Raw genomic sequence first — 25,860 nt, forward strand, 5'->3', positions numbered from 1 at the left:
CCGCCATCTACCGCACCGTGCTCGACGAGATCGAGCGCGACGGCTTCCACGTCCTCAACCAGAAGATCTCCCTGACGCCGCTGCGCAAGCTGTGGCTCGCGTGGAAGACGTATGTCCGTGGCTGAACCACGCCGGGTGGCGGTCGTCGGCGGCGGCTGGGCGGGTTGCGCCGCGGCCGTCGCGCTGCTGGACGCGGGCTGCGCCGTCACCCTGTTCGAGGCCGCGCGCACCCTGGGCGGCCGCGCCCGCGCGATCGAGACGAACGGCCGGCTGCTCGACAACGGCCAGCACATCATGCTGGGCGCCTATGCCGATACGCTGCGCCTGATGCGCCGCGTCGGCGTCGATCCACGCGAGGCCCTGCTGCGGCTGCCGCTGCAGATGCGCTATCCGGCTCGCGAAGATGGCATGGATTTCGTTGCGCCGCGCCTGCCGGCGCCGCTGCACGTCCTCGTCGCGCTGCTGCGCGCCCGCGGCCTGGACCGCGCCGACAAACTGGCGCTCGCCCGCTTCTCGACGACCGCGCGCTGGATGGACTGGCAATTGCACGACGATTGCAGCGTGGCCGAACTGATGGTCCGCTACGATCAAACGGAGCGCATCAATCGCCTGATGTGGCGCCCGCTGTGCCTGGCCGCGCTGAATAYGCCGCCGGAGCGCGCCTCCGCGCAAGTCTTCCTGGCCGTGCTGCGCGACAGCCTGGGTGCGCGCCGGGCCGCGTCCGACATGCTGATCCCGCGTGTGCTGCTCGACGCCGTCTTTCCGCAGGCCGCCGCCGCGTATCTCGAGCGCCGCGGCGCCAGCGTCCGCACGGGCAGCCGCATCGAGGCGCTGGGCCCGGACGGCGGCACCTGGAGCCTGCGCGCCGGCCCTGACGTGCATACCTGCGACGCCGTCGTGCTGGCGACGCCGCCGTGGCAGGCGGCGATGCTGCTGCGCCCCCACGCCGGCGCGGCCGACATCGTCGCCCGGCTGGACGCGTTCGAATACGAACCGATCGCCACCGTCTACCTGCAGTATCCGGCCGGCGTGCGCCTGCCGCTGCCGTTCTGCGCGCTGGCCGATGYGCCCGCCGACAACCGCTGGGGACAGTTCGTGTTCGACCGTGGCCAGCTCGATCCCGGCCAGGACGGCCTGCTGGCCGTCGTGATCAGCGGCGCGGATGCCGCGACGGACATCGGCCAGGACGCGCTGGCGACCTGCGTGGCCGCCCAGCTGGCCGACGCGTTCGCGCTGCCGGCCCTCGCCACGCCGCTGTGGAGCCGCACGATCACGGAAAAGCGGGCCACGTTCGCCTGTACGCCCGGCCTGGCCCGTCCCGCCAACGCGACCGGCCTGCCCGGCCTCGCGCTCGCGGGCGACTACACGGCCTGCGACTATCCGGCCACCCTGGAAGCGGCCGTGCGCAGCGGGGTCGCCGCGGCCGGCGTCGTCATGGGTGCAGCACCTTGAAGATCGCCACCGGTCATCGCGCCGGGCTGCGCCCTGCCCCGCGAATTCCGCATCCTGTCGCACGCCGGTGGCGCGCGCCGGGCGCACTCCGTACAGTGGCATCATCGAAACGAGTGTTAGCGGAAATGCAAATGAACCTCCATCTCGGCTTACGGACCCTCGCACTGCTGGCCATCGTGGCCGCCGCGACGGTCATCCTCGTCCACCCCGGCGCCGCCGCCGATCCGGCCCTGAGCGCCATGTTGTTGCTTGGTCGCAGTTAATATGGGCAAGCTGGAATACCTGGACGCGCTCAAGCGGGCCATGCTGGGCCTGCCACCCGACGTGCAGGCGAAGACACTGGCGTATTACGAGCAGCGCTTCGTCGACGGCGTGGCCGCCGGGCGGGGCGAGCCGGACGTGGCGCGCGAGCTGGACGATCCGAAGAAAATCGCGATGACCCTGCGCGCGAGCGCCCACCTGGACGCGTTCAACGAAAAGAAGAATCCGGCCAACCTGCTGCGCCTCGCGGTGTCGGCCGTCGGCCTGGCGATCTTCAACCTGTTCATGATCGTGCCGGCCGTCGTCTACTCGGCGCTGCTGTTCGCACTGTACGTGTGCGCGCTGACGTTCTACCTGGCCGGCATCGCGACGACCGCGAGTGGTCTGGCGGGCGCCAACGAACTCGTGCTGGACTGGCCGAGCCGCTTCGTCACCATCGACGACGACGGGCGCGGACGCCAGATGCGCATCGAGATCGGTGACCGTGGCATCATCGTGAAGCAGGAACGCCCGCAGGTGGCCAACCCGCTGCCGCCGGAAAATCGCACCGGCATGGACGACCGGCGCGAGCGCTCGCGTGCCCTGCGCGGCGCCGAAGCGCTGGCCGACAGCACCTTGCGCATCAGCACCGACATGGACGCTGAATCGCGCACGACGCAGACCCTGTTCGGCCTCGGGCTCGTACTGGGCGGCATCGCGCTGTTCCTGCTGTCCCTCGTGATCACGCGCTACACGTTCATCGGCATCAAGCGCTACGTCCAGATGAACCGCTCCCTGCTCAAGGGCAGCTGAGGCCACCATGCGCGCTCTCCTCAAGATCGGGTTCAGCCTTCTGGTGCTCGCCTTCCTGCTGATCGGCGTGTCGTACAGCATGCTGCGGGCGCACGGCACGCACGGCCCCTCCAGTCCGGGCAACCGCCTCGTCGCCACGGAAGCGCGCCCGCTCGCCAGGGCCGTCGCCAAGGTCGACCTGTCCGGCCCCGTCAACCTCACCTTGCGCCAGGGCCCGACGCCCTCGATCGACGTGCGCGGCGAGCAGCGCCTGCTGGCGAACATCGACACGAGCATCGACGGCGACATGCTGCACATCGGCCCGCGCGGCATCCTGCTGCGCCACCGCACACCGATCGAAGTGACGGTGACCCTGCCGTCGCTGGAATCCCTGAGCATCAACGGCAGCGGCGAACACACCGTGAGCGGCTTCGCCGGCGACCACCTGGACGTGGCGCTCGACGGTTCCGGCAGCATGAAATTCAATGGCCGCTACCGCGAGATCACGGCCGCCGTGCACGGCAGCGGCGATCTCGAACTGACGGGCGGCACGAGCGACACCGTCGACGCCGCCGTGATCGGCTCCGGCCGGCTCACACTGGTCGGCGCCACCCGCGCGCTGCACGCCGAACTGCGCGGCTCCGGCGACCTGGACGCCCGCCACCTGCGCGCCGCCGAGGCCGCCCTGATGCAACAGGGCTCCGGCGACTGCGCCGTGTACGCCCGCAAGCGCCTGCACGCGGAACTCACGGGCAGCGGCGACCTGCGCGTCTATGGYAATCCCGAAGAACGCTCCGTGAGCCGCAACGGCAGCGGCAACGTCGATTTCGAAGACTGATTCAGCGGTCCGCCAGCCAGTCGAGCGCCGCCCGCCCGGCCGCGCGGCCGCTGCCGAAGCAGGCCGTCAGCAGATAGCCGCCGGTCGGCGCTTCCCAGTCGACCATCTCGCCCGCCACGAACACGCCGGGCAGCGCGCGCAGCAGCGCGCCGCCTTCCAGCGCATCGAAACGCACGCCGCCGGCGCTGCTGATCGCCTCGTCGATCGGGCGCGGGCGCTTCAGCACGAGGGGCAAGGCCTTCAGCGCACGCGCGAGCTTGACCGGGTCTCCGTAATCGGCCTTGGTCAGGCATTCATGCAGCAGGCCCGATTGCACGCCCTTGATGCCTAGACGGCTCTGCAGGTGACTGGACATCGACCGCGTGCCGCGTGGACGCACGACCTCGTCCAGCACGCGCCGCGGGTCGTGGTCGGGCAGCAGGTCCAGCAGGACGGTCGCCTGGCCGTCCTGCGCGATGCGGTCGCGGATGGCGGCCGACAGCGCGTACACGAGACTGCCCTCGATGCCCGTCGCCGTGACGACGAACTGGCCCTTGCGGAATGCGCCGCCTTCGACCGCGATGGCGACGGTCGTCAGCGGCGCGCCGGCGTAGCGGCTGGCGAAGTGTTCGGTCCAGTCGGCGTCGAAGCCGCAGTTCGCCGGCACGAGCGGCGCCACGTCCACGCCGCGCGCCGCCAGCAGCGACACCCAGGCCCCGTCCGAACCGAGCCGCGCCCAGCTCGCACCGCCCAGCGCCAGTACGGTGGCGCTGCCTTGCGCATCGATCACGCGCTCGCCGTCCGGCGTCGCGAACAGGAGGGCGCCGTCGCGCCAGCCCAGCCAGCGGTGCCGCATATGGAATGTCACGCCGGCCTCGCGCAAGCGGTGCAGCCATGCGCGCAGCAACGGCGCGGCCTTCATGTCGGTCGGGAAGACGCGGCCGGACGTGCCGACGAACGTATCGATGCCCAAGCCGTGGATCCAGTCGCGCACCTGCCCGGGCGGGAACGCATCCAGCCACGGGCGCACGGCCGTAGCGCGGCTGCCGTAGCGGGCGGCAAACGTGTCGTACGGCTCCGCATGCGTGATATTCATGCCGCCCTTGCCGGCCAGGAGGAATTTGCGGCCCACCGAGGGCATCGCGTCGTACAGGTCCACGCGCACCCCGCCCGCGGCCAGCACTTCGGCGGCCATCAGGCCCGCGGGGCCGCCGCCGATGACGATGGCGTGGCGTGGACTTGCTTCGTTCGGGGAGTCGGACATGGCGGCGCGGCAAAAAAATCGGAGGCGAGCATTGTAGTCGAATCGGCCTTCGAATGAGGCAAAGGAAGATTGACCCCGGCYCGAGACCCGCCTACGATGTAAAGTATCCTTTACATGATGACTGATCACGATGAAGAACGCCATCCGCGACCTGCGCGCGGCGCGCGGCTGGAGCCAGGCCCACCTCGCCGAGCTGCTGGACGTCTCGCGCCAGACCGTCATCGCCATCGAGACGGGCCGCTACGACCCGAGGCTGCCGCTGGCCTTCGCGCTGGCCAGGCTGTTCGGGCAACCGATCGAAACCATTTTCTTCCCCGACCAGGAGACTGCATGAACCTCTTTCGCACCACCATCGTGTGCGCCGTACTGGCCCTTGGCGCCCTCGCTGCCGCGCACGCGGCCGATCCCGCTCCGACCCCGAACCGCTACGCCGCCACCATCGCGCCCGCCGAGCGCTTCGAGGTCAACGGCATCCTCGTCGAACGCCACGGCAGCGGTGGCCGGCCGCTGGTCCTGATCCCGGGCCTCGCCAGCGGCAGCTGGGTATGGCAGGACACGATCCGCGCGTTCGCGCCCGACCACGCCGTCTACGTGCTCACGCTGCCCGGGTTCGATGGCCGCCCGCCGGCCGGCCCGGCCCCGTTCGCGGCCGCGCGCGCCGCCATCGAGGACCTGATCGCGAACCGCCGCCTCGACAAACCCGTCCTCGTCGGCCACAGCCTGGGCGGCATCCTCGCGCTCGCCATCGCCGAGGACAAGCCAGGCACCGCCGGCGGCGTGGTCAGCATCGACGGCCTGCCCGTGATGCCGGGGACGGAAGACCTGCCGCTCGACCAGCGCGCGCAATTCGCCGAAAAGACCCGCGCCCAGATCGGCCGCCAGCCGGCCGCGCTGTTCGCCCGCCAGCAGCAGACCTATATGCGCACGATCGGCGTGCTGGACATGAGCCGCGCCGACGCGCTGGCCCAGCTGACGGCGCGCAGCGACCCGGCATCCGTGGGCGCGTGGGCCGCCGACGTGCTGACGCTCGACCTGCGTCCCGGCCTGAAAGCTATCCAGGCACCAGTACTGACGATCGTGCCCTACCTGGACCTGGACAGCTCCCAGCAAGGCCTCGCGCCGGCGGCGAAAGCGGATTACTACCGCGCGCTGATGGAAGGCACGCCCAGGGTGCAAGTGGTCACCGTCGCCCCGGCACGCCACTTCGCGATGTTCGACCAGCCGCAGGCAGTCACCGCCGCGATCAAGACCTTCCTCGACACGCTCTGACGGCCGCGTGCGCCGCCGCCCGGCCGCCGCTGGCATCATGGTTGCCGGCGCAGGGAGGCGGCATGACGTTCGAAGAAGTCTGGGACGCGGTACACGTGCCGCGACCTATCCGCTGCCGCCGCGCTCATCACTTCTCTTTCGGGTCCGCCGTCTTGCGGGCCCGCTTCCGTCAGAAAACCCACACAAGCCATCGAATCCGGCCACGCCATCCACTGCGCCGCAGCATGGCGCACTTCAGACGCAGCGCAAGAAGCATAGCCTTTGGCGCGCGATACTGCGTCCCGATCCGACTGCTTTGCGGCCGGTCTTTTTTGCTGCGGCGCATGGTTTCTTGCATCAATATTTTCTTGACATACACTCGACTGAGCCTATTCTTATACGCACCATAAATGTTAAATGCGAACGATGCATGCCTCTGGCAGTCGTCCCGAGGCGTCACGATTCGTCCGGTTGTCCGAAATACCATCTTGGAGGATGTTTATGTCGGTAATGACGCGTAGGGCATTACTGGGCGCGATCGCGACCAGTCCGCTTTGGCTGCAAGCTGCATGGGCTCAACCCACGAACCTCAAGATTTCCCATCAATTCCCCGGCGGGAGCGTGGCCGAAGGCGATTTTCGCGACCGCCTGTGCCGCATGTTCGCCGCCGAGGCGGAACGACGGACCAAAGGACGCATCAAGTTCTCGATCTACCCCCGTTCCACCTTGATGAAGAGCGAAGCCCAGATCCCGGCACTGGCGAAAGGCGCGCTGGACATGTCGCTCGTGCCGCTGTCCTACGCCGGCGCCGAGCTGCCCGAGGTGAACATCGGCATGATGCCGGGCCTCGTCACGTCGTACGAACAGGGCTATGCCTGGAAAAACGAGGAGATCGGCAAGGAATTCAACCGCATGCTGGCCGACAAGGGCATCGTCATGCTGAGCTGGATCTGGCAGGCCGGCGGCATGGCGTCGCGCGGCAAGCCGATCATCGCCCCGGAAGATGCTGCCGGCCTCAAGGTGCGCGGCGGCTCCCCCGAGATGGACATGATCCTCAGGCAGGCCGGCGCGACCGTTGTCGACATGCCGTCGAACGACATCCGCGCCGCGCTGGAAAAAGGCCAGCTCGACGCGGCCGCCACGTCGTCGTCGTCGCTGATCTCGTTCCGCCTGGATGAAGTGAGCAAGTACCTCACGACGGCGCGCGGCGGCACCTACTGGTTCATGCTGGAGCCGCTGATGATGTCGCGTGCCGCCTTCGACCGCCTGCCGCGCGACCAGCAGGCCGCGCTGCTGGCCGTGGGCGCCGACCTCGAGGTATTCGCACGCAAGTCGGCCCAGATGGACGATGCCGCGGTGGCCGCGCTGTTCCAGGGCGCCGGCGGGCGCACGGTCGACCTGAGCGCCGACTCGCTGCGCAAGTGGCAGACCCTCGCGCGCGAGACGGCGTGGCGCGACTACGGGGAGCGCAGCGCGAATTGCGCGAAGCTGCTCGCGCTGGCGGAAAAGACAGTAGTGTAAGAGTCTTCCCAGTAGGGTGGGCGGCCCCCGCCCACGCGTACCGCCAACAAACCGCATACGTCACGCGTGGGCACGGGGTGCCCACCCTACTGATGAGGATGAGGTTCAGCCCCCGGTCACCGGCGGGAAGAAGGCCACCTCGCCACCTTCGCGAATGGGCGTGTCGGGTGCGCACATGACGTGTTCGAATGCCATGCGCAACGCGCGCTCGTGCGCCAGGGCTTCGGCCCAGGCGCCTCCRCGGGCGATGAGAAAGTCGCGCACGCCGCCCACGGTCGCCACGCCGGCGGGCAGGTCGACGGTTTCGCCCGCACTGCCCAGCGCCTCGCGCACGCTGGCAAAGAAACGCAGATTGATCTTCATAAAATCTCTCAGTACTGCAGCGCCGCGAACGGGATGAAGCGCACGATATCGCCGCGCGCGATCGCCTGGCCCGGCGGATTGTCGATCAGCCCGTCCGCCCACACGGTCGACGTCAGCACGCCGGAGCCCTGGTTGCTGAACAGGTCGAGGCCGCCGGCGTCGTTGAGGCGGGCGCGCAGGAATTCGTTGCGTCGGTCCGGCTTGCTCCAGTCGAAGTCGGCGCGCAGCGGGAGCGCCCGCGGCGCCACCGCACCTGTCACGCCCTGCAGGCGCAGCAGGAACGGCCGCACGAACAGCAAAAACGTGATGAAGCTCGAGACCGGGTTACCCGGCAGGCCGATGAAGAACGATGTCCCGGCATCCTCGCTCGCGCGGCGCACTTCGCCGAACGCGAGCGGCTTGCCCGGCTTGACGGCGATCTGCCACATGTTCAGGCGCCCTTCCGCTTCCACRGCCGGCTTGATGTGGTCTTCCTCGCCGACCGAGACGCCGCCGGACGTGATGATCAGGTCGTGCTGCGCGGCGGCGGCGCGCAAGGTGTCGCGCGTGACCTGCAACGAGTCCGGCACGATGCCGTAGTCGGTGAATTCGCAGCCGAAGTTTTCCAGCAGGCCGCGCAGGGTGAAACGGTTCGAATTGTAGATGGCGCCGGGCGCCAGCGGCTCGCCGGGCATCGCCAGTTCGTCGCCGGTAAAGAATACGGCCACGCGCACGCGCCGGCGCACAGGCAGGCGCGCGAGACCGACGGAAGCCGCCAGCCCCAGCTCCTGGCTGCGCAGCCGCGTGCCGGCCGGCAGGACCACGCTGCCCGCGACGATGTCTTCGCCGGCGCGGCGGATCCATTCACCCGGTTGCGGAGCGTGCCCGACCGTCACCTGGTCACTGCCGGGTTGTACTTCGCACTGTTCCTGCATGACGACCGCATCGGCGCCTTCCGGAATCAGGGCGCCCGTGAAGATGCGCGCGGCCGTGCCGGGTTCCAAAGGCTGGCCGACGGTGCCCGCCGGGATGCGCTGGGCGATGCGCAGCGTGGCGGCGCCGCTCGCGCAGTCCGCCGCGCGAACGGCGTAGCCATCCATTTGCGTGTTGTCGGCCGCCGGGACGTTCAGCGTGGATACCTGGTCGACGGCCAGTACGCGGCCGTTGGCGTCCAGCGTGTCGACGTCCTCGACGCCGTCGACCGCGCGTGCGGCCGCCAGCAGGAAATCGAGCGCCTCGCGCACGGGCATCAACGGCTTGCGCACGGGCTGGCCGGACTGCGGATTCACTTCGCGAGCCCCGTGTGCGCGGAAATGAATGCCTTCATCTCGTCGACGTTCGCATGCATGACGACGAAGCGCTGCGGCAGGGTCTCGATGTCCTCGAAGCCGGCCGGACGCGCCGCGTCGGTGCCCAGCGCTTCCAGGATCGTCTCGTTGAACTTGGCCGCGAGCGCCGTCTCCAGCACGATCATCGGGATGCCCGGCTCGACGTGCTCGCGCGCGACCTTGATGCCGTCGGCCGTGTGCGTGTCGATGGTGATGCCGTAGTCGTCGAACACGTCACGGATCGTCGCGAGGCGGTCGTCGTGCGTCGAGCAGCCCGACTGGAAGCCGTAGTTGGCGACCAGCTTGAATTCGTCGCCGTCGCTGCCCGGCGCGCCGGACAGGTCGAAGCCGCCGTGCGTCTCGACCTTGCGGAACAGCGCGTGCGTACGGTCGGCGTCGCGGCCGACGAGGTCGTACACGAAGCGTTCGAAGTTCGATGCCTTCGAGATGTCCATCGATGGGCTCGACGTGTGGTAAGTCTCCGACGATTTACGGACGCGGTACACGCCCGTGCGGAAGAATTCGTCCAGCACATTGTTTTCGTTCGTCGCGACGACCAGCTTCGCGATCGGCAGGCCCATCATGCGCGCGATGTGACCGGCGCAGATATTGCCGAAGTTGCCCGACGGGACAGTGAACGAGACTTTCTGGTCGTTCGACGTCGTTGCCTTCAGGTAGCCGCGGAAGTAGTACACGACCTGCGCCACGACGCGCGCCCAGTTGATCGAGTTCACGGTGCCGATCTTGTGGCGAACCTTGAATTCGAGGTCGTTCGACACGGCCTTGACCATGTCCTGGCAATCGTCGAACACGCCTTCGACGGCGATGTTGAAGATGTTCGGGTCCTGCAGGCTGAACATCTGCGCGGTCTGGAACGCGCTCATCTTCTTGTGCGGCGACAGCATGAACACGCGGATGCCGCGCTTGCCGCGCATCGCGTATTCGGCCGCGCTGCCCGTGTCGCCCGACGTGGCGCCGAAGATGTTCAGTTCGTCGTCATTCTTCGCCAGCGCGTATTCGAACAGATTGCCCAGCAGTTGCATGGCCATGTCCTTGAACGCGAGCGTCGGGCCGTTCGACAGGCCTTGCAGGATCAGCGTGCGTTCCGGGCTCTGTTCCAGCACGCGCAGCGGCGTGATCTCGGTCGCGGACTCGTCGGCGCGAGCGTTCCTGTACACCGCCGGGGTGTAGGTCTTCGCCGTCAGCGCCTTCAGGTCGGCGTCCGGAATGTCGGTGGCAAACTTGCGCAGGATTTCGTAGGCCAGTTCCGCATACGGCAGGGTGCGCCAAGCGTCGAGCTCGGCACCCGTCACCTGCGGGTAGTCGGCGGGCAGGTACAGCCCGCCGTCCGGCGCCAGGCCGCCCAGCAGGATGTCGGAAAAGGATTGGGGATTGCGTGCTGCGGACGCGCTCGTCGCGCGGGTGGACACATATTGCATACGGTAGAAAAGATCGGGGTTGGCTGGCGTTGGTTGAATATTATAGTCCGGACCGGGCAATATTGTCCTTTTGCCGAATATTGTTCCGTTAATTCATGCGATTGCGACGCGTTTGGCGGGTGGTGGGCACGGGGCGCCCACCCTACGGCAGCGTAATCGTCCAAGTAACAAACATCGTAGGGTGGGCACCACGTGCCCACGCGGTGATACGCGATGCATCACAGGTCGTATCCATGCCGGCGGACACCGATCAACACGCGGCGTGGTTCACGGTAACCACGTGAATGGCCAACCCGCCCAGCGACGTTTCYTTGTACTTGGCCTGCATGTCGAACCCGGTCTGGCGCATCGTCTCGATCACCTCGTCCAGGCTGACGAAGTGCGTACCGTCGCCCTTCATCGCCAGCGACGCCGCCGCGATGGCCTTGATGGCCCCCATCCCATTCCGTTCGATGCAGGGGATCTGCACGAGCCCGCCGATCGGATCGCACGTCATGCCCAGGTGGTGCTCGATGCCGATCTCGGCCGCATTCTCGATCTGGCCGTTGGTCCCGCCCAGCGCCGCCACCAGGCCCGCCGCCGCCATCGCGCAGGCGACGCCCACCTCGCCCTGGCAGCCGATCTCGGCGCCGGAAATGGAGGCGTTCTGCTTGCACAGCATGCCGATCGCGGCCGCCGTCAGCAGGAAATCGCGGATGCCCTGTTTCCCATCGGTCGGCCGGCAGTCTTCCGCATAGTAGCGCAGCACGGCGGGGATGATGCCGGCCGCGCCATTCGTCGGCGCCGTCACCACGCGGCCGCCGGCCGCGTTCTCTTCGTTCACCGCCATCGCGTACAGGCTGACCTGGTTGACGGCGTCGTGCGGCAGGTGATTCGCCGCATTGCTTACCTCGCGTTCCTGGCGCCACAGTTTGGCGGCGCGGCGCTTGACGTTCAGCCCGCCCGGCAACTCGCCTTCCGTGACGAGCCCGTGCGCGATGCAGCCGCGCATCACTTCCCAGGTGCGGTCCAGGCCGGCGTCCAGTTCGTCGTTCGTCATCCGGGTGCACTCGTTGGCGCGCAGCATGACGGGAATCGACAGGCCATGCCGGCTGCCCTGCTCCAGCAGCGCGCGCATCGTATCGAATGGATAAGGCACGGCGACGGGGGCCGCACTGGCCGCCTGCGCCTCGCCGGCCGCCGTGATGAAACCGCCACCGATGGAGTAATAGACGCGCTCGATGACGCTGCCGTCGCCCAGCCTGAGGATGAAACGCATGCCGTTCGGGTGTTCCGGCAAGGTGGATTGCTTGTGCCACACGAGACCCGTGGCGCGGGTAAATGACACCGGCTTCGTGCCGAGCAGGTTCAGCACGCCGTCCAGTTCGGCTTCGGCGAGCTTGTCCTCGACGGCGTCCGGGTCGACGTCCTGCGGCGTCTCGCCCATCAGGCCGAGGATCACGGCCTTGTCGGTGGCGTGGCCGACGCCCGTCAGCGCCAGCGAGCCATACAGATGGGCTTCGACGCCGACGGCCTCAATCAACGGCCCGCATTCGATGAGGAAGCGGCGTGCCGCCACCATCGGGCCCACCGTGTGCGAGCTCGAAGGCCCGATGCCGATCTTGAACAGATCAAATACGCTCATATCCATGCGCTGTCTCCTTGCTCAAGCCGCCTTGCTCATCCCCACGTCGACGTGCGCGAGCATGTCGTCGACCATCTCGTCGAGCTTGACGCGCGCGTTCCAGCCCCAGTCCTGCGCCGCGCGGCTGTCGTCCAGGCTCTTCGGCCAGGAATCGGCGATCTGCTGGCGGCTGTCCGGCTTGTACGCGATGCGGAAACCCGGCCGCTTCTTCTGGATGGCGGCGGCCAGTTCGCGCGGATTGAACGAGATACCCGCCACGTTGTACGAGGACCGGATGGCGACCCGTTCCCCCGGCGCGTCCATCAGCTCGATCGTGGCGCGGATCGCGTCCGGCATGTAGATCATCGGCAGCGTCGTGTCGGGACCGAGGAAGCATTCATAGGTCTCGCCGCGCAGCGCCGCATGGAAGATCGCGATCGCGTAGTCGGTCGTGCCGCCGCCCGGCGGCGACTTGTAGCTGACGATGCCAGGGTAGCGGATGCTGCGCACGTCCACGCCGTACTTCGCGTGATAGTACTCGCACAGGCGCTCGCCGGCCAGCTTGCTGATGCCGTAGATCGACGTCGGGTCCATGATCGTGAACTGCGGCGTGGCCTCGGCCGGCGTGTTCGGGCCGAACGCGGCGATCGACGATGGCCAGAACACTTTCAGCGGCTTGCCGGCCGCGCCGCGCTCGCGCGCGATCTCGAGGATGTTCAGGAGGCCGTCCATGTTCAGCTTCCACGCCATCAGCGGCGCCTTCTCGCCCGTGGCCGACAGCAGCGCCGCCAGCTGGTAGACCTGGGTGACGTCGTCGTCGGCGATGAGGCGCGCCAGCGCGTCCTTGTCGAGCACGTCGAGGCGTACATAGCGCGCCGCGCCGTACACGTTGTCCGTGCCGATATCCGCGGCGATGACATTGGCGGCGCCGTGCTGCTGCGCGAGGGCGGTCACCAGTTCACTGCCGATCTGGCCGTTGGCGCCGATGATGAGGATGCGTTCCATGCTTTACCTTGTTCTTTCTGGCTTCGTGAGCCTTGCAATGTCATCCGGCCGGCGCGTCCGCTTCGTGGGCGGCGGCGTGCGGCCGGCGAGGTTCAGGCGGCCTTGATGATGCCCAGTTCGCGCCCGGCCTGCTCGAACGCGCCCAGCACCTTGTCCAGCTGCTCGCGAGTGTGCGCCGCCGACAGCTGCACGCGCACGCGCGCCTGCCCCATCGGCACCACCGGATAGAAGAAGCCCGACAACAACACGCCCAGTTCGAACATGCGGGCCGCGAATTTCTGCGCCACCGGCGCGTCGAACAGCATCACCGGCACCACCGGGTGAGTGCCCGGCTTGATGGTAAAGCCGATGCGCTCGATCTCGCGGCGGAAGTACGCCGTGTTTTCGTGCAGGCGGTCGCGCAGTGCCGTCGACTTGCTGATGCGGTCCAGCACGGCCAGCGACGCACCCGCGATCATCGGCGCCAGCGTGTTCGAGAACAGGTACGGGCGCGATTTCTGGCGCAGCGTCTCGATCACCTCCTTGCGGCCGGACGTGAACCCGCCCATCGCACCGCCCAGCGCCTTGCCGAGCGTGCCCGTGATGATGTCGATCCGGCCCAGCACGCCGCAATGCTCGTGCGTGCCGCGGCCCGTCCTGCCCATGAAGCCGGATGCGTGCGACTCGTCGATCATCGTCAGCGCGCCATACTTTTCGGCCAGTTCGACGATCCTGTCGAGCTGGGCGATCGTGCCATCCATCGAGAACACGCCGTCCGTCACGATGATCTTGTGGCGCTTGCCCGCTTCCGTGGCGGCCTGCAGCTGTTTTTCCAGGTCGGCCATGTCGTTGTTGGCATAGCGATAGCGCGCGGCTTTGCAGAGACGGACACCGTCGATGATCGACGCGTGGTTCAGGGCGTCCGAGATGATCGCGTCGTTCTCGTCGAACAGCGGCTCGAACACGCCGCCGTTGGCGTCGAACGCGGCGGCGTACAGGATCGTGTCTTCCGTGCCGAGGAATTCGGACAGCTTGCGCTCCAGTTCCTTGTGCACGGTCTGCGTGCCGCAGATGAAGCGCACGGACGACAGGCCGTAGCCATATTTTTGCAGGGCCGCCTCGGCGGCCTTCTGGGTTTCCAGGTCACCGGACAGGCCAAGGTAATTGTTGGCGCACATATTGATCAGCGTGCGGCCGTCGTCGGCGACCACTTCCGCGCCCTGGCGCGAGGCGAGGACGCGCTCGGGCTTGAACAGGCCCTCGGTTTTCAGCGTGTCGAGTTTGTGCTGGAGGTCGCTATAGAATGCCTGGTCGCTCATCGTTCTCGTCCTTTATCCCGGTGGTTGGCGGATGGTATAGTGCGAATGCGTTCAACGTATCGAACTTGTTCTATATGTCGAACGTGAATTCGATATATTGAATATTACTCCCGGCCATTGAACTTGGCAAGCAACTACATGAACAAAGCAGTCACCACCAGCGCCCCGCCGGAAGTCGGGGCCACCCTGCAGCGTCTGCGCCTCGCCCGCGGCCTCACGCTGGAAGACCTGTCGCGCATCGCCGGCGTCTCGAAATCGATGCTGTCGCAGATCGAGCGCGAAAAGGCCAATCCCACCATCGCCATCACATGGCGCCTGGCCAATGCGCTCGGCGTGCAGATCGGCGAACTCCTGTCGTCCGAAGTGCGCACGGTCGACCTGATCCGCGTCGTCGACGCCCACGAAATCCCCACCCTGCCCGGCAGCCACGCGGGCTACTCGCTGCGCATCCTGGGACCGATGGACCTTGCCGGCAAGTACGAATGGTATGAACTCACGTTACAGCCGGGCGGCGAACTGGCATCGCAGGCCCACGATCCCGGCACGAACGAGCACTTGACCGTGGTAACGGGGACGGTGGAATTGGAGGTCGGGGCCGAGAAGCGAAAAATCAAGCACGGCGCCACGGCCCGCTATCCGGCGGACCAGAATCATGCCATCCGGAATGCCGGCAAGACGGAGGCGAAGGCATTGCTGGTGGTGGTGCACCGCTGAGCGGGCATTACGGTGGCTTCTATCTTGGGAAACAGACATCATGGCCAATGAGCGGCCAATGAGCGCCTGATCACGCCGCCCGCCGTTCCGGCCCTGCATACAGCCGGGCACTCCGCCAGCGGCGCCGCATGTCGATGGCGCTCTCGATCTGTTCCTGCGAGAGGCGGCGCGCCACGATCGCCTTGTTGGCGCTGGCCGCCGAATCGCCGGCATCCGCCGCCAGCAACATCCACATGTACGACCGCACGGTGTCGCGCGCCACGCCGCGGCCGCTGTTGTACATGCCGCCGAGGTTGTACTGGGCCAGCGCATGGCCCTGCTCGGCGGCCAGGCGGTACCAGTGCACGGCCTGCTCGTCGTCCTGCGCCACGCCCTGACCGTTCGCAAACATCACGCCGAGGTTGTTCTGGGCGCTTGCGTCGCCCTGCTCGGCCGCGCGCCGGTACCATGCGGCGGCCTGGGCCTCGTCGCGCAGTACGCCCTGGCCGTTCGCATACATCACACCCAGCGTGAACTGGGCCTTGGCGGCGCCCTGCTCGGCCGCGCGGCGATACCAGTACAGCGCCAGTGCCGGGTCACGCACGACGCCGCGTCCGAACGCGTAACGGTTGCCCAGGTTGACCTGGGCCAGCACATGCCCCTGCTCGGCCGCCGCCATGGTCCACGCCAGTGCAGGCCCGCCACGGATCTCGCTCTCGTCCGCGTCGGCCGCGGCCAGCAACTGGGCAAGGCTGAACTGCGCCTCGGCATCGCCCTGCTCGGCCGCGCATTCGAGCCAGGCGCGCGCGCCCAGCGCATCGCCCGGCACGCCACGCCCCTTCAGGTAGGACTGGCCCAGCAGGCGCTGCGCCGGCGCATGCCCGCGCGCGGCCGCGCGCCGGAACCAGTACAATGCTTCTCCCTCGCTCGGCGCCACACCATGGCCGCGGCGGTACATGAGGCCCAGGCTGACCTCGGCTTCGGCATCGTCCAGCAGCGCAGCCTTGCGGAACCACGCCATGGCGAGCGGATGGCTGCCCGCAACGCCCTCGCCCTCCAGGTAGCAGGTGCCGAGCAGGCGCTGGGCGCTGGCCAGGTCCTGCTCGGCGGCCTTGTAATACCAGGCCACGGCCTCGGCGGGGTCGCGCGGGACGCCCCGGCCGGCCCGGTACAGGTCGCCCAGGTTCTGCTGCGCCGACGCATCGCCCTGGGCGGCCGCGAGGCCGAACCAGTAGGCCGCCTCGCGGTCGGACTGGGCCACACCGCGGCCCTGGAAATACATGCTGCCGAGATGGTTCTGGGCGAACACGAGGTGCTGGCGTGCCGCCCGTTCCAGCCAGCGGCAGGCCGCGACGTCGTCCTGCTGGGTGCCGTCGCCCTCCTTGTACATCATGCCGAGATTGAACTGCGCATAGGGATTGCCGCGCGCGGCGGCGCGGGCGAACCAGGCGAGCGCGCCGACGCGCTGTACGGACTTGTGCGTTTGCATGCAAGGCTCCTGACGGGAAGCGAGGCCGGCCCGTGCGCGCGCCAGCCGGACGGTCCCCGGCAGGCCGCGAAGAGGCCAAAGAATTGCCAAAAGTGTAATGATGAGATGCATTACGGATTTGACTTGCGCCAACGTGAAGGGGATGGACGGCGCGAAAACGATGTCGACGCGACGGGTCGGCCGGCAGCGCGCCCGCCATCGCACGAAGATTTACTGCACGCAGGAAACAGACGGCCTGGAGGCCGCCGTTCAGGCCGGCGTTCGCCGGCTGGCCACGTAGGCGCCCATGAAGCCGCCGACCTTGGCGGCCGCGACCCGGTTGAGCGACACGAGCATGTCCGGATCGACTTCCGCTAATCCATACGCGTCGCGCAGGTGGCGGCCGATGTGCAGCAGCAGCTGGGCCGCGACTTCCGCGTCGGCCTCGGCGCGGTGGGCACGGCTGCGGAATACGATGCCGAGCGCGCGCGACAGCTCGCCCAGGCGGTAGCTCGGCAGGCCCGGGAACACGCGCCGGGACAGCTTCAGCGAGCACACGAGCCCGCCGTGCCCGCACGTCGCGCCCAGCAGCGCGCCTTCGGCCTTGAGGAATTTCTCGTCGAAGCTGGCGTTGTGGGCGGCCAGCACGTCGGCCCCGATGAAGTCCAGCAGGGCCGGCACGACTTCAGACGCCGGCGGCGCGCCGTCGACCATCGCCTGCGTGATGCCCGTGAGCTGGGTGATGAACGACGGCACGCGCACGCCGCAGTTCACGAGCGAGACATAGCGCTCGACGACCTGGCCGCCGGCGATGCGCAGCGCCGCCACTTCCGTGATGCGGTCGCCGGCCTCGGGCGACAGGCCGGTGGTCTCGAAGTCGAGCATGACGATGGGGCGTTCGAACACGGTGCTTCCTTTGCGATGATATGGCTCAGCCGAACTTGCGGGCGGCGTCGATGGCAAGACCTGCGCCGATGCTGCCGAACAGGTCGCCCTCGACGCGGCGCGCGTCCGGGACGATGGCGGCGATGCGCTCGCGCAGGCTCGCCACGCCGCTGGAGCCGCCCGTGAAGAACACGGTGTCGACACGCTCCGGCGCGATGCCCGCTTCGTCCAGCAGGCGTTGCACGGTGGCGCCGACGCTGTCCACCATCCCCGCGATCGCGTCCGTGAACAGCCCGCGGCGCACGCGCACGAGCGCCGGCGGATCGAGGCGGTCGAGGTCGAGCTCCACCTCCGGCGTGCCGGACAGGCCGATCTTCGCCTCTTCCACCTGCATCGCCAGCCAGTGGCCGGCGCGCTCGTCGATCAGGCGCTGCAGGCGCTTGAGCTTGTCGGGCTCGGCCGCGTCACGCACGAGGTCGGCCAGCTGCGCGATATTCTTGCGCGTATAGGCCTGGTTGATCGTATGCCACGTCGCCAGGTTGAAGTAATAGCTCGACGGCACTGCGGCACCCGACAGTAGCGCGCTCCCATGCCCCAGCAGCGGCATGACGGCGGCAAGGCTCAGGTATTTGTCGAAATCGGTGCCGCCGATGTGCACCCCGCCCGTCGCCAGGATGTCGGTGCGGCGGTCGACATGCTGCGCACGCTCCGGTCCCAGGCGCACGAGCGAAAAGTCCGAGGTGCCGCCGCCGATGTCGGCGATCAGGACGAGTTCCTCGCGCCCGATGCGGGATTCGTAGTCGAATGCGGCGGCAATCGGTTCGTACTGGAAGCCGATCTCGCGGAACCCGACGGAACGGGCGATGTCGGCCAGCGTGTCCTCGGCGAGGCGGTCCGCATCCGGATCGTCGTCGACGAAATACACGGGGCGGCCGAACACGGCGCTGTCGAACGTCCTGCCCGCCTCGCATTCGGCGCGGCGCTTCACTTCGCCGATGAAATGGGCCAATAGTTGGCGGAACGGCAACGCTCGGCCCGCGACTTCCGTCTGTCCGTCCATCAGGCTCGTGCCCAACAGGCTTTTCAGCGAGCGCATCAGCCGGCCCTCGTAGCCCTCCAGATAGTCCGCGAGGGCGGCGCGGCCATAGCGTACCTGCTCGTCGTCCGCATTGAAGAAGACGACGGACGGCAGCGTGGCCTTGCCATCCTCGAGGGGCAGCAGCACGGGCTGGCCGGGCCGTACCCAGCCGACGGTGGAATTGGATGTTCCGAAATCGACGCCACAAGCGTTCGCCATGGAAGCCTTTCGATGAAAAGGGGCGAGATGTTACCAGATTCCGGCCGCTCCGGCAGCCTCCGCCGTGGACACTGAGCGACGCCGCCGCGCCATGCTCATCCTCTCCGTGGCGCCGATCGACGTCGAGGTGAGGGATACTTGACATGTGGTCACGATCAGGTGCCGACATGGACAGGATACGGGGGTATGCATGACGCGCGAATGGACATTGCAGCGCAACTGCTCGCTGTCTCCGCGCCAGGTCGCGCGCGCCTATGTCGTGCTGTGCCTCGGCTCACTTGCCGTCGCCGTCGGCTTCCTGGTCCACGGCATCTGGTTCGTGCTCGCGTTTTCCCTGTTGGAACTGGCGCTCGTCGGGATCGCCCTCCTCGTCTACGCGCGCCACGCGACGGACCACGAGCGCATCGCCCTGTCCGAATCCGGCCTGCTCGTCACCTGCGTGCAGGCCGACCGGCGCGAACTGGTCCGCCTCGATCCGCTGTGGACCCGCGTCGTCGTGCCAGACGCGCGGCGGCGCGCGCTGATCCAGCTCGAATCGCGCGGCGTGAAGGTCGAGATCGGCCGCTTCGTCGACGAAGCCCGCCGCCGGCAGGTTGCGCGCGAATTGCGCCATGCGCTGCGCAGTGTGTCCGCCATGCGTTGACCGTTCGCAAGTTATTCCGCATAGAAATTCCTCGTCGCAATATCCCGTCCAGAACGACCCAGTTCCAGCGCATCAGGCCACTCACGGCGCATCGAATCCGGCAACAAAATTCCAGACTGATCCGTGTAAGCGGCGTCCGACAACCACACGGCCACGCTACCGATGTTTCATTTTTTTTACGTTTTGCATAATGCGGTATCGGCTGTGTCATGCGCCATTCCGGTGCATGACACAGCCCAGGAATTGCAAGGAGAAAACAACAAGATGAGCAACACGCAAGACTATGCCATCGTCGTACACGGCGGTGCAGGAAGCCCGCGCGGGTATGACGACGGTTGCCGGCAGGCGGYGCAACGCGCCGCCTTCGAACTGGGCATCAGCGCCGACGCGCTCGAAGCCGCCATTGCCGCGGTCGTCGCGATGGAAGACGATGGCCGTTTCAATGCCGGCAGCGGTGCCGTGCTGTGCCTGGATGGTGCGACCGTCGAGATGGACGCGTCCATCATGGACACGCGCGGCCGCCTGGGCGCCGTCGCCTGCGTGCAGGGCGTGAAGAATCCAGTCCTGCTGGCGCGGGCCGTCGCCGAGACGCCGCACTGGCTGCTGGCCGGCGACGGCGCCGCCCGTTTCGCCGCCGCCATCGGCCATCCGATGCATACCGACATTTCGGCACACCAGCGCGCGGCCCATGAGAAGGTTGTGCGCGAACTGGCCGGACGCGTGCCCGCGATGCCGGGTCTCTCGCCCGAGGCGAAAGCATTCATGCGCTTCTGGAATTACCGCACGCCGCTCGACCTGCCCGCGCACGCGGCCTGCGACACGGTCGGCGCCGTCGTGCGCGGACCGGACGGCCATTTCGCCGTGGCGCTGTCCACCGGCGGCTCGGCGCCCTCGCTGCTGGGCCGGGTCGGCGACACGCCGATCATCGGCAGCGGCTTCTATGCGGGGCCGGCGGGTGCCGTCGCCGCGACCGGCATCGGCGAGCAGATCGTGCGCCACCTGCTGGCGCGCACCGTCTACGGCTGGATCGAGGACGGCATGCCGCTGGAACAGGCCTTGCAACGCGGCGTCGACCTGTTCGACGCCAAGGTGCCGGTCGGACTGATCGCCGTCAGCCGCACCGAAGCGGGCGCGCACAGCAACCAGGACATGCCCCACGCAAGGATCATCGCATCATGAGCGCGCAGGAAATGAACGCCGTCCTCCAGGCCGAACAGGCGGAACAGGTCGCCCGGAGCCACGGCCACCTCGTGATCATCGGCGGTGGCGAGGACAAGCAACGCGACATGGCGATCCTCAGGCGCTTCGTCGAACTCGCGGGCGGGCCCTCGGCCAGGATCGTCGTCATCACGGCAGCGAGTTCGGTGGCGGAACACATGTGGTCAACCTACGACCGCGCGTTCGCCGACCTGGGCGTCACGCGCCACGTCCATCTGCACCTGCAGAGCCGCCACGATGCCAACGACGAGGCGCACGTCGCCGACGTCGCCGACGCCGACGGGATCTTCATGACGGGCGGCGACCAGAAACGCCTGCTCGCCATCATCGGCGGCACGGCGCTGGACGCCGAGATGCACGCCGCCCTCAAGCTGCGCGGCGCGTGCATCGGCGGCACCAGCGCGGGCGCGTCGGCGATGTCCGGCCACATGCTGGCGCAGGGCCGCGCCGAACTGCATCCCGAAAAAGGCTCCGTGAGCCTGGGCGCGGGCCTCGGCTTCCTGCACAAAGTCGTCATCGACCAGCATTTCTCGGAGCGCCAGCGCCTGTCGCGCCTGCTGTCCATCGTCGCCCAGAATCCGTATTTGCAGGGCATCGGCATCGACGAGGACACGGCCCTCGTGGTCGAGCGCGGCGTCGGTATCGAGGTGGTGGGCGAAGGCGCGGTGACCATCGTGGACGGCCGCTCGATGTCGACCAACGTGGCGGAAATCGCCAACCACCAGACGCCCGAACTGATCGACGTGCGCCTGCACCTGCTCCCGGCCGGCAGCAGATACGCGGTGCCTGGCGCCGGGACCGGCGACAGCCGCCACATCCCGCCGCCGCTGCTCGAATTTTTGGAAAATATAACGAAACGGAACCCGCTCTCATGAATATTGACGAACAACGTTTCCTGCGCGGCCCGAGCCTGTATGCCGCGTCGCCCTGCCTGCTGGCCATCCTCGACCTCGCGGGCGGACAGCCCGCCGCCGGTCTCGGCGCGCGCCTGCTGGCCCTGTTGCCCGGCATGTCCGCCGAAGCGGCCGCGCGCCTGTCCAATTGCCAGGCCGACCACCAAGCCCTCGAATCGGTCGTCATGGAATTGCAGCGGCTCGCCGGTGCACCCGGCCCGTTCAGCCAGACCCTGTTGGACGCCGCCAGGCCGCAGCAGGCGCGCGTCGTCTGCGGCTACACGGTCGAACAGGTGGCCGGCCAGGCGTTGCGCACGGCAACGGCGCTGATCCGCGCCTGCGCCCGGCACGAAACGTTCGACCTGGACGCGGCGTTGGCCGACCTGCGCGACACGGCCGAGCGCCACGCCATCGGCACCAGCACCGGCGCCGTGGTGGCGGCCGCGCACCGGCGCGGCATCCCGAGCCTGCGGCTGACCGAGGAAGCGAACCTGTTCCAGCTGGGCTGGGGCAGCCGCCAGAAGCGCCTGCAGGCGACGATCACGGGCGCCACGAACCACGTAGCCGTCGGCATCGCCAGCGACAAGCAGCTGACCAAGGCCCTCCTCGACCAGGCCGGCGTACCCGTCCCGGCCGGCGCCACCGTCACCACGCTGGATGCGGCGCTGCGCGAGGCGCGCCACCTGAAAGGCCCGGTCACCGTCAAGCCGCTCGATGCCAACCAGGGCAAGGGCGTGACGGTCAATTGCGTCACCCCGGACGACGTCGAGCGGGCGTTCGCGTTCGCGCGCGAGTACGGCCACCGTGTGATCGTCGAGGAATACCTGCAGGGCCGCGACTACCGCGTGCTCGTCACGGGACGCGAGGTGGCCGCCGCGTCGTGGCGCCGGCCGCCGCACGTGACGGGCGACGGCGTGTCGACGGTCCGTGCGCTCGTCGAGGTCGAGAACAGCAATCCGGCGCGCGGCCACGGCCACACGAACATCCTGACGAAGATCCCGCTGGACGACCTCGCCCTGCAGGTCCTGGCGGGCCAGGGGTACGGCCTCGACTCGGTCCCGCCGGCCGGCGCCCAGGTCGACCTGCGCGGCAACGCCAACCTGTCGACGGGCGGCACGGCGGAAGACGTGACCGACCTACTGCCGGAAGAAACGCGCGACATCTGCATTCGCGCCGCGCGCACGATCGGCCTCGACGTGGCCGGCATCGACATCGTCTGCCAGGACATCGCGCGGCCGCTGCGCGGCCAGAAAGGCGGCATCATCGAAGTCAACGCGGCGCCCGGCATCCGCATGCACCAGTACCCGAGCCGGGGCACGCCGCGCGATGCCGGCGCCGCCATCGTCGACGCGCTGTTCGGCGGCGACGACGGCCGCATTCCCGTCGTCGCGCTAACGGGCACGAACGGCAAGACGACGACGAGCCTCATGATCGCGCACGCCACACGCCTCGCGGGCCTGCGCACGGGCGTGACGACGACGGAAGGCGTGTACATCGACGGCGACCGCATCGTCAAGGGCGACTGCACGGGCTACCGCTCGGCGCGCACCGTGCTGGCCTCGCCGGACGTGGACTTCGCCGTGCTGGAGACGGCGCGCGGCGGCATCCTCAAGCGCGGCCTCGCGTTCGACCGCTGCGACGTCGCCGTCGTGCTGAACGTGTCGGCCGACCACCTGGGCCTGGACGGCATCGACACCGTCGAGGAACTGGCGCGCGTCAAGTTCGTCGTCGCGGAGCGGGCCCGGCGCGCCGTCGTGCTCAACGCGGAAGACGACCATTGCGTGGCGATGTCGGCCGAGCTCGCGCACGGGGTGGAAGTCCTGTACTTCTCGCTCGATGCCGACAACCCGGTCCTGCTGCGCCACCTGGAAAACGGCGGGCGCGGCGTCTACCTCGAGGACAACACGATCGTGCTGGCGAACGGCACCCGGCACGAGGCGCTGCTGGACGTGCGCACGATGCCGTGCACGATGAAGGGCGCGGCGCGCTACAACATCGCGAATGCCCTCGCAGCCGCCGCCGCGCTGGCGGCGACGGGCTTCGGCAACCTGGAGATCGCGGCGGGCCTGCGCACGTTCGTCTCCGACTGGAAGCACAACCCGCTGCGCTCGAACGTGTTCGACGTCGACGGCGTGACCGTGATCTTCGACTACGCGCACAATACGGCCGCGTACGCGGCGCTGGCCGAGACGGCGCGCGCGCTGACGCCGGGCCGGCTGGTGGGCGTCGTCGCCGCGCCGGGCGACCGCCGCGACGAAGACCTCGTCGCCATCGGCGCGACCTGCGCGGCCGGCTTCGACGAACTGGTCGTGTACGAGACGGAAAACCGCGGCCGCGCCGGCGGCGAGGTGGCGGCCCTGCTCGTGGAGGGCGCACGCCTGGGCAAGTTCGAACTCGACCATCTGCAAGTCGAACTGGACGTGCACGAGGCGATCCGCGCGGGCCTGCAACGCTGCGTGCCGGGCGACGTGCTCGTGTTCGGCTGCGGTTCGGCGCTCACGGAGCTGACGGAAGCCATCCGGCCGACGTCGCCGGCGACGGCGAGCCGGATCGAGGCGGAGGCGGTGTAGCACGGGATATACGTTTTGCGGGACCGGCGGGCCACACCGTTTCTACAGCAGGGAACACGGCGGCGTGCAACCTGGACCGCGATTTCCGGCTCGACACCTGTCGCAACTCCGACTTACCATCCGGAGGATATGCGAGTTTCGACATCAAGGACTGCAATATGGAATTGCCTGACGGTACCTGACCGCGCTGCAGCGCGTATTGGATGAGGTGGCGCCAGCCGTTCACGCTTCGTGATCCATTGATGCGGCATATCAGCCCCACGACGGGCATCGTCGCCAGCTACGGTAGCGCGTCTTGCGATGCCTGAACAGGCTCTTCAGCACGGAAACCCCATGCCGGAATTTGGCACGCGTGCTTGCATTTCCCTTCCCTTCACCAGCTCTTCTTACGCGGCCCGGCGATTTTTCCATCGACCGGCAACCATCGCGCTTCTGAGCAGTACAAAAGTACTGGATCGCGAAAAAAAGTAGTACCAATCTCCTACTAGAAGAGTACAGCCGTAGGGTTGTCTCGATATCGTTCAAAAATTAAGATCAGTCAACATGTAGGAATGACGGAAAGGTCATGTAAGCACCCTCCTACATTGTCGCTTATGAAATAACGAGCGCGGTTTTAATTACTCACCAACTTCAAGCAAATAACAATCGGCATCCGGCTAGCCGGATCAAAGGAGAACGTTTTGGCTGATACCACGCCCACGTCCGGTGGAACGACGACATCCTTTTCCAATACGCCTCAGGCACAGGAAGATTTCTTTACTTTTGCCGTCACCGGTTTAACTGAAGATACCGGAACCGTGTATCTCAGCGTCCTGGCCAACGACCTCGGTGGTGCCGCAAAAACGCTGTATTCCGTGGATGACGGGATGAACAACGGTGCTACATCGTATAGCGATCTCCTTCGAAAAGACGTGGCCTCAATTTCCTCGGACACGAGCGCAATGGGCGCAAAGATCTGGGTGAACACGGACGGGACAGTCGGGTATAGCACGACAGGTGTCGAACGATTCCAGCAACTTGCAGCCGGCGAGGTCGCCAAAGATTCGTTCATTTACGCCATCCGCCTCGGCAATGGCACGCTGAGTTGGACCACGGTAGTTGTTCAGGTAATGGGCACCAATGATCAGCCCCAGATCCTTGCTGCCAATTCCAAGGCAACCGGATCGCTGACCGAATTGGCGAGCCAGATCGCCTTGTTGGCAAACAACTCGGTATCAGGAACACTCGCCTTCAAAGATGTTGACCTAAGCGATACGCATACGGCACACCAGGGCAATCCAGTTTTCGGTTGGTCGGGCGGTACGCTATCCGATAGCCAGACCGCAGCGCTGAAGAACGCGAGTACTTTGGCGCTAACCATGAGTGATAGCACTAAAAGTGGATCCGGTTCAGTAGGTTGGAACTACAGCGCCAACGATATGGCGTTCGACTTCCTCGGCAAGAATCAAACCCTGACGGTCACATATCAGGTTAGCGTCGCCGATAGCCACGGTGGCACTGCAACTCAAGATGTCGTCATCACCGTCACCGGCGCCAACGATGCGGTCAGCATTACCAGCGGCGCACAGGCTGGCTCGGTCATCGAGGACAGCGCCACCGCGCATACGCAGAGCGGCACCATTGCCTTCACCGATGCCGACCTGTCGGACGGCCACGTCGTTTCTGTCACCGCCAGCCCGGGCACGCCGCTCGGCTCCTTCGCACTGGCTCCAGTGGCCGAAGCCGCCAACGCCGCCAACGGCTCGGTGGGCTGGACCTATACGCTGGACGACAGCAAGGCCCAGTCCCTGGCTGCCGGCCAGAAGGTGACGGAAACCTACACCGTCACGGTGAACGACCAGAAC

23 protein-coding genes and 1 pseudogene are annotated in these 25,860 nt (G+C 67.4%); 14 read left to right on the plus strand and 10 right to left on the minus strand.

Features of this window, described 5'->3' with window-relative positions:
• The 5 genes and pseudogenes from AC1DYX_RS10195 to AC1DYX_RS10215 all read left to right on the plus strand — a co-directional run.
• A pseudogene (locus AC1DYX_RS10195) lies at positions 1 to 125 on the plus strand (presqualene diphosphate synthase HpnD); the annotation flags it as partial.
• Positions 112 to 1,452, plus strand: coding sequence for a hydroxysqualene dehydroxylase HpnE (gene hpnE / locus AC1DYX_RS10200; RefSeq protein ID WP_477258700.1), 1,341 nt, complete (start codon positions 112 to 114; stop codon positions 1,450 to 1,452). The pseudogene AC1DYX_RS10195 and the gene hpnE, both read left to right, overlap by 14 nt.
• Positions 1,453 to 1,583: 131 nt before the next feature.
• Complete coding sequence (locus tag AC1DYX_RS10205; protein ID WP_477258701.1) at positions 1,584 to 1,715, plus strand: hypothetical protein; 132 nt, start codon at positions 1,584 to 1,586, stop codon at positions 1,713 to 1,715.
• Between the two features lies 1 nt (position 1,716).
• The gene (locus AC1DYX_RS10210) at positions 1,717 to 2,505 is read left to right on the plus strand and encodes a DUF1700 domain-containing protein (RefSeq protein ID WP_477258702.1); all 789 of its coding nucleotides are present in this window, start codon (positions 1,717 to 1,719) and stop codon (positions 2,503 to 2,505) included.
• A gap of 7 nt (positions 2,506 to 2,512) precedes the next feature.
• Positions 2,513 to 3,322 carry a head GIN domain-containing protein gene (locus AC1DYX_RS10215; protein ID WP_477258703.1) on the plus strand — a complete coding sequence of 270 codons (810 nt, stop codon included), beginning with the start codon at positions 2,513 to 2,515 and terminating at the stop codon, positions 3,320 to 3,322.
• A gap of 1 nt (position 3,323) precedes the next feature.
• Here the strand turns inward: AC1DYX_RS10215 and AC1DYX_RS10220 are convergent, their stop codons facing one another.
• A complete protein-coding gene (locus AC1DYX_RS10220) occupies positions 3,324 to 4,565 on the minus strand; it encodes a TIGR03862 family flavoprotein (protein ID WP_477258704.1) in 1,242 nt (413 codons plus the stop codon).
• A gap of 130 nt (positions 4,566 to 4,695) precedes the next feature.
• Between AC1DYX_RS10220 and AC1DYX_RS10225 the strand changes: the two genes are divergently transcribed.
• The 3 genes from AC1DYX_RS10225 to dctP all read left to right on the plus strand — a co-directional run bounded on the left by AC1DYX_RS10225 (position 4,696) and on the right by dctP (position 7,334).
• Complete coding sequence (locus tag AC1DYX_RS10225; RefSeq protein ID WP_477258705.1) at positions 4,696 to 4,899, plus strand: helix-turn-helix transcriptional regulator; 204 nt, start codon at positions 4,696 to 4,698, stop codon at positions 4,897 to 4,899.
• Positions 4,896 to 5,834 (plus strand): alpha/beta fold hydrolase, encoded by a 939-nt coding sequence (locus AC1DYX_RS10230; RefSeq protein ID WP_477258706.1) that lies wholly within the window; start codon positions 4,896 to 4,898, stop codon positions 5,832 to 5,834. Before AC1DYX_RS10225 ends, AC1DYX_RS10230 begins: the two co-directional genes overlap by 4 nt.
• Positions 5,835 to 6,314: 480 nt before the next feature.
• Positions 6,315 to 7,334: a TRAP transporter substrate-binding protein DctP gene (dctP, locus tag AC1DYX_RS10235; protein WP_477258707.1), complete on the plus strand. Its 1,020-nt coding sequence runs from the start codon at positions 6,315 to 6,317 to the stop codon at positions 7,332 to 7,334.
• A gap of 105 nt (positions 7,335 to 7,439) precedes the next feature.
• On the opposite strand, the gene moaD is transcribed toward dctP, so the two are convergent.
• The 6 genes from moaD to AC1DYX_RS10265 all read right to left on the minus strand — a co-directional run bounded on the left by moaD (position 7,440) and on the right by AC1DYX_RS10265 (position 14,349).
• Entirely contained in the window at positions 7,440 to 7,697 is a 258-nt protein-coding gene (gene moaD, locus AC1DYX_RS10240; protein ID WP_477258708.1) for a molybdopterin converting factor subunit 1, read from the minus strand.
• Positions 7,698 to 7,705: 8 nt separating this feature from the next.
• The gene (locus AC1DYX_RS10245; protein WP_477258722.1) at positions 7,706 to 8,926 is read right to left on the minus strand and encodes a molybdopterin molybdotransferase MoeA; all 1,221 of its coding nucleotides are present in this window, start codon (positions 8,924 to 8,926) and stop codon (positions 7,706 to 7,708) included.
• Positions 8,927 to 8,961: 35 nt separating this feature from the next.
• Complete coding sequence (gene thrC / locus AC1DYX_RS10250) at positions 8,962 to 10,443, minus strand: threonine synthase (protein WP_477258709.1); 1,482 nt, start codon at positions 10,441 to 10,443, stop codon at positions 8,962 to 8,964.
• Positions 10,444 to 10,693: 250 nt separating this feature from the next.
• Complete coding sequence (locus AC1DYX_RS10255) at positions 10,694 to 12,073, minus strand: L-serine ammonia-lyase (RefSeq protein ID WP_477258710.1); 1,380 nt, start codon at positions 12,071 to 12,073, stop codon at positions 10,694 to 10,696.
• Between the two features lie 15 nt (positions 12,074 to 12,088).
• The gene (locus tag AC1DYX_RS10260; RefSeq protein ID WP_477258711.1) at positions 12,089 to 13,051 is read right to left on the minus strand and encodes an NAD-dependent epimerase/dehydratase family protein; all 963 of its coding nucleotides are present in this window, start codon (positions 13,049 to 13,051) and stop codon (positions 12,089 to 12,091) included.
• A 92-nt stretch (positions 13,052 to 13,143) separates the two neighbouring features.
• Positions 13,144 to 14,349 carry a glycine C-acetyltransferase gene (locus AC1DYX_RS10265; RefSeq protein ID WP_477258712.1) on the minus strand — a complete coding sequence of 402 codons (1,206 nt, stop codon included), beginning with the start codon at positions 14,347 to 14,349 and terminating at the stop codon, positions 13,144 to 13,146.
• 138 nt (positions 14,350 to 14,487) lie between these two features.
• On the opposite strand from AC1DYX_RS10265, the gene AC1DYX_RS10270 reads away from it, so the two are divergent.
• Entirely contained in the window at positions 14,488 to 15,063 is a 576-nt protein-coding gene (locus tag AC1DYX_RS10270) for a helix-turn-helix domain-containing protein (RefSeq protein ID WP_477258713.1), read from the plus strand.
• A gap of 70 nt (positions 15,064 to 15,133) precedes the next feature.
• Here AC1DYX_RS10270 and AC1DYX_RS10275 read toward each other — a convergent pair whose 3' ends face one another.
• The 3 genes from AC1DYX_RS10275 to AC1DYX_RS10285 form a co-directional block, all read right to left on the minus strand.
• Entirely contained in the window at positions 15,134 to 16,531 is a 1,398-nt protein-coding gene (locus tag AC1DYX_RS10275; protein WP_477258714.1) for a tetratricopeptide repeat protein, read from the minus strand.
• 249 nt (positions 16,532 to 16,780) lie between these two features.
• A complete protein-coding gene (locus AC1DYX_RS10280) occupies positions 16,781 to 17,416 on the minus strand; it encodes a 3'-5' exonuclease (protein ID WP_477258715.1) in 636 nt (211 codons plus the stop codon).
• Positions 17,417 to 17,441: 25 nt separating this feature from the next.
• Entirely contained in the window at positions 17,442 to 18,692 is a 1,251-nt protein-coding gene (locus AC1DYX_RS10285; protein WP_477258716.1) for an Hsp70 family protein, read from the minus strand.
• A gap of 190 nt (positions 18,693 to 18,882) precedes the next feature.
• Here AC1DYX_RS10285 and AC1DYX_RS10290 point away from each other — a divergent pair, with 190 nt between their 5' ends.
• The 5 genes from AC1DYX_RS10290 to AC1DYX_RS10310 all read left to right on the plus strand — a co-directional run.
• Positions 18,883 to 19,335 (plus strand): DUF2244 domain-containing protein, encoded by a 453-nt coding sequence (locus AC1DYX_RS10290; protein ID WP_477258717.1) that lies wholly within the window; start codon positions 18,883 to 18,885, stop codon positions 19,333 to 19,335.
• Positions 19,336 to 19,599: 264 nt separating this feature from the next.
• Positions 19,600 to 20,514 carry an isoaspartyl peptidase/L-asparaginase gene (locus AC1DYX_RS10295; RefSeq protein ID WP_477258718.1) on the plus strand — a complete coding sequence of 305 codons (915 nt, stop codon included), beginning with the start codon at positions 19,600 to 19,602 and terminating at the stop codon, positions 20,512 to 20,514.
• Positions 20,511 to 21,428: a cyanophycinase gene (locus AC1DYX_RS10300; protein WP_477258719.1), complete on the plus strand. Its 918-nt coding sequence runs from the start codon at positions 20,511 to 20,513 to the stop codon at positions 21,426 to 21,428. The genes AC1DYX_RS10295 and AC1DYX_RS10300 overlap by 4 nt, the downstream gene beginning before the upstream one ends.
• Positions 21,425 to 24,016 (plus strand): cyanophycin synthetase, encoded by a 2,592-nt coding sequence (gene cphA / locus AC1DYX_RS10305; protein ID WP_477258720.1) that lies wholly within the window; start codon positions 21,425 to 21,427, stop codon positions 24,014 to 24,016. Before AC1DYX_RS10300 ends, cphA begins: the two co-directional genes overlap by 4 nt.
• A gap of 680 nt (positions 24,017 to 24,696) precedes the next feature.
• On the plus strand, positions 24,697 to 25,860 hold a 1,164-nt coding region (locus tag AC1DYX_RS10310; protein WP_477258721.1), incomplete at its 3' end, for a VCBS domain-containing protein.

This window comes from Massilia sp. P2_C2, from assembly GCF_056404615.1.

Bases quoted from the DNA above. Each gene is read 5' to 3' on its own strand.
- AC1DYX_RS10260 (WP_477258711.1), bottom strand. From the start codon at position 13,051: ATGGAACGCATCCTCATCATCGGCGCCAACGGCCAGATCGGCAGTGAA.
- AC1DYX_RS10220 (WP_477258704.1), bottom strand. From the start codon at position 4,565: ATGTCCGACTCCCCGAACGAAGCAAGTCCACGCCACGCCATCGTCATC.
- AC1DYX_RS10265 (WP_477258712.1), bottom strand. From the start codon at position 14,349: ATGAGCGACCAGGCATTCTATAGCGACCTCCAGCACAAACTCGACACG.
- cphA (WP_477258720.1), top strand. From the start codon at position 21,425: ATGAATATTGACGAACAACGTTTCCTGCGCGGCCCGAGCCTGTATGCC.
- AC1DYX_RS10290 (WP_477258717.1), top strand. From the start codon at position 18,883: ATGACGCGCGAATGGACATTGCAGCGCAACTGCTCGCTGTCTCCGCGC.
- AC1DYX_RS10270 (WP_477258713.1), top strand. From the start codon at position 14,488: ATGAACAAAGCAGTCACCACCAGCGCCCCGCCGGAAGTCGGGGCCACC.
- AC1DYX_RS10225 (WP_477258705.1), top strand. From the start codon at position 4,696: ATGAAGAACGCCATCCGCGACCTGCGCGCGGCGCGCGGCTGGAGCCAG.
- AC1DYX_RS10300 (WP_477258719.1), top strand. From the start codon at position 20,511: ATGAGCGCGCAGGAAATGAACGCCGTCCTCCAGGCCGAACAGGCGGAA.
- AC1DYX_RS10285 (WP_477258716.1), bottom strand. From the start codon at position 18,692: ATGGCGAACGCTTGTGGCGTCGATTTCGGAACATCCAATTCCACCGTC.
- AC1DYX_RS10275 (WP_477258714.1), bottom strand. From the start codon at position 16,531: ATGCAAACGCACAAGTCCGTACAGCGCGTCGGCGCGCTCGCCTGGTTC.
- thrC (WP_477258709.1), bottom strand. From the start codon at position 10,443: ATGCAATATGTGTCCACCCGCGCGACGAGCGCGTCCGCAGCACGCAAT.
- AC1DYX_RS10210 (WP_477258702.1), top strand. From the start codon at position 1,717: ATGGGCAAGCTGGAATACCTGGACGCGCTCAAGCGGGCCATGCTGGGC.
- AC1DYX_RS10230 (WP_477258706.1), top strand. From the start codon at position 4,896: ATGAACCTCTTTCGCACCACCATCGTGTGCGCCGTACTGGCCCTTGGC.
- AC1DYX_RS10205 (WP_477258701.1), top strand. From the start codon at position 1,584: ATGAACCTCCATCTCGGCTTACGGACCCTCGCACTGCTGGCCATCGTG.
- dctP (WP_477258707.1), top strand. From the start codon at position 6,315: ATGTCGGTAATGACGCGTAGGGCATTACTGGGCGCGATCGCGACCAGT.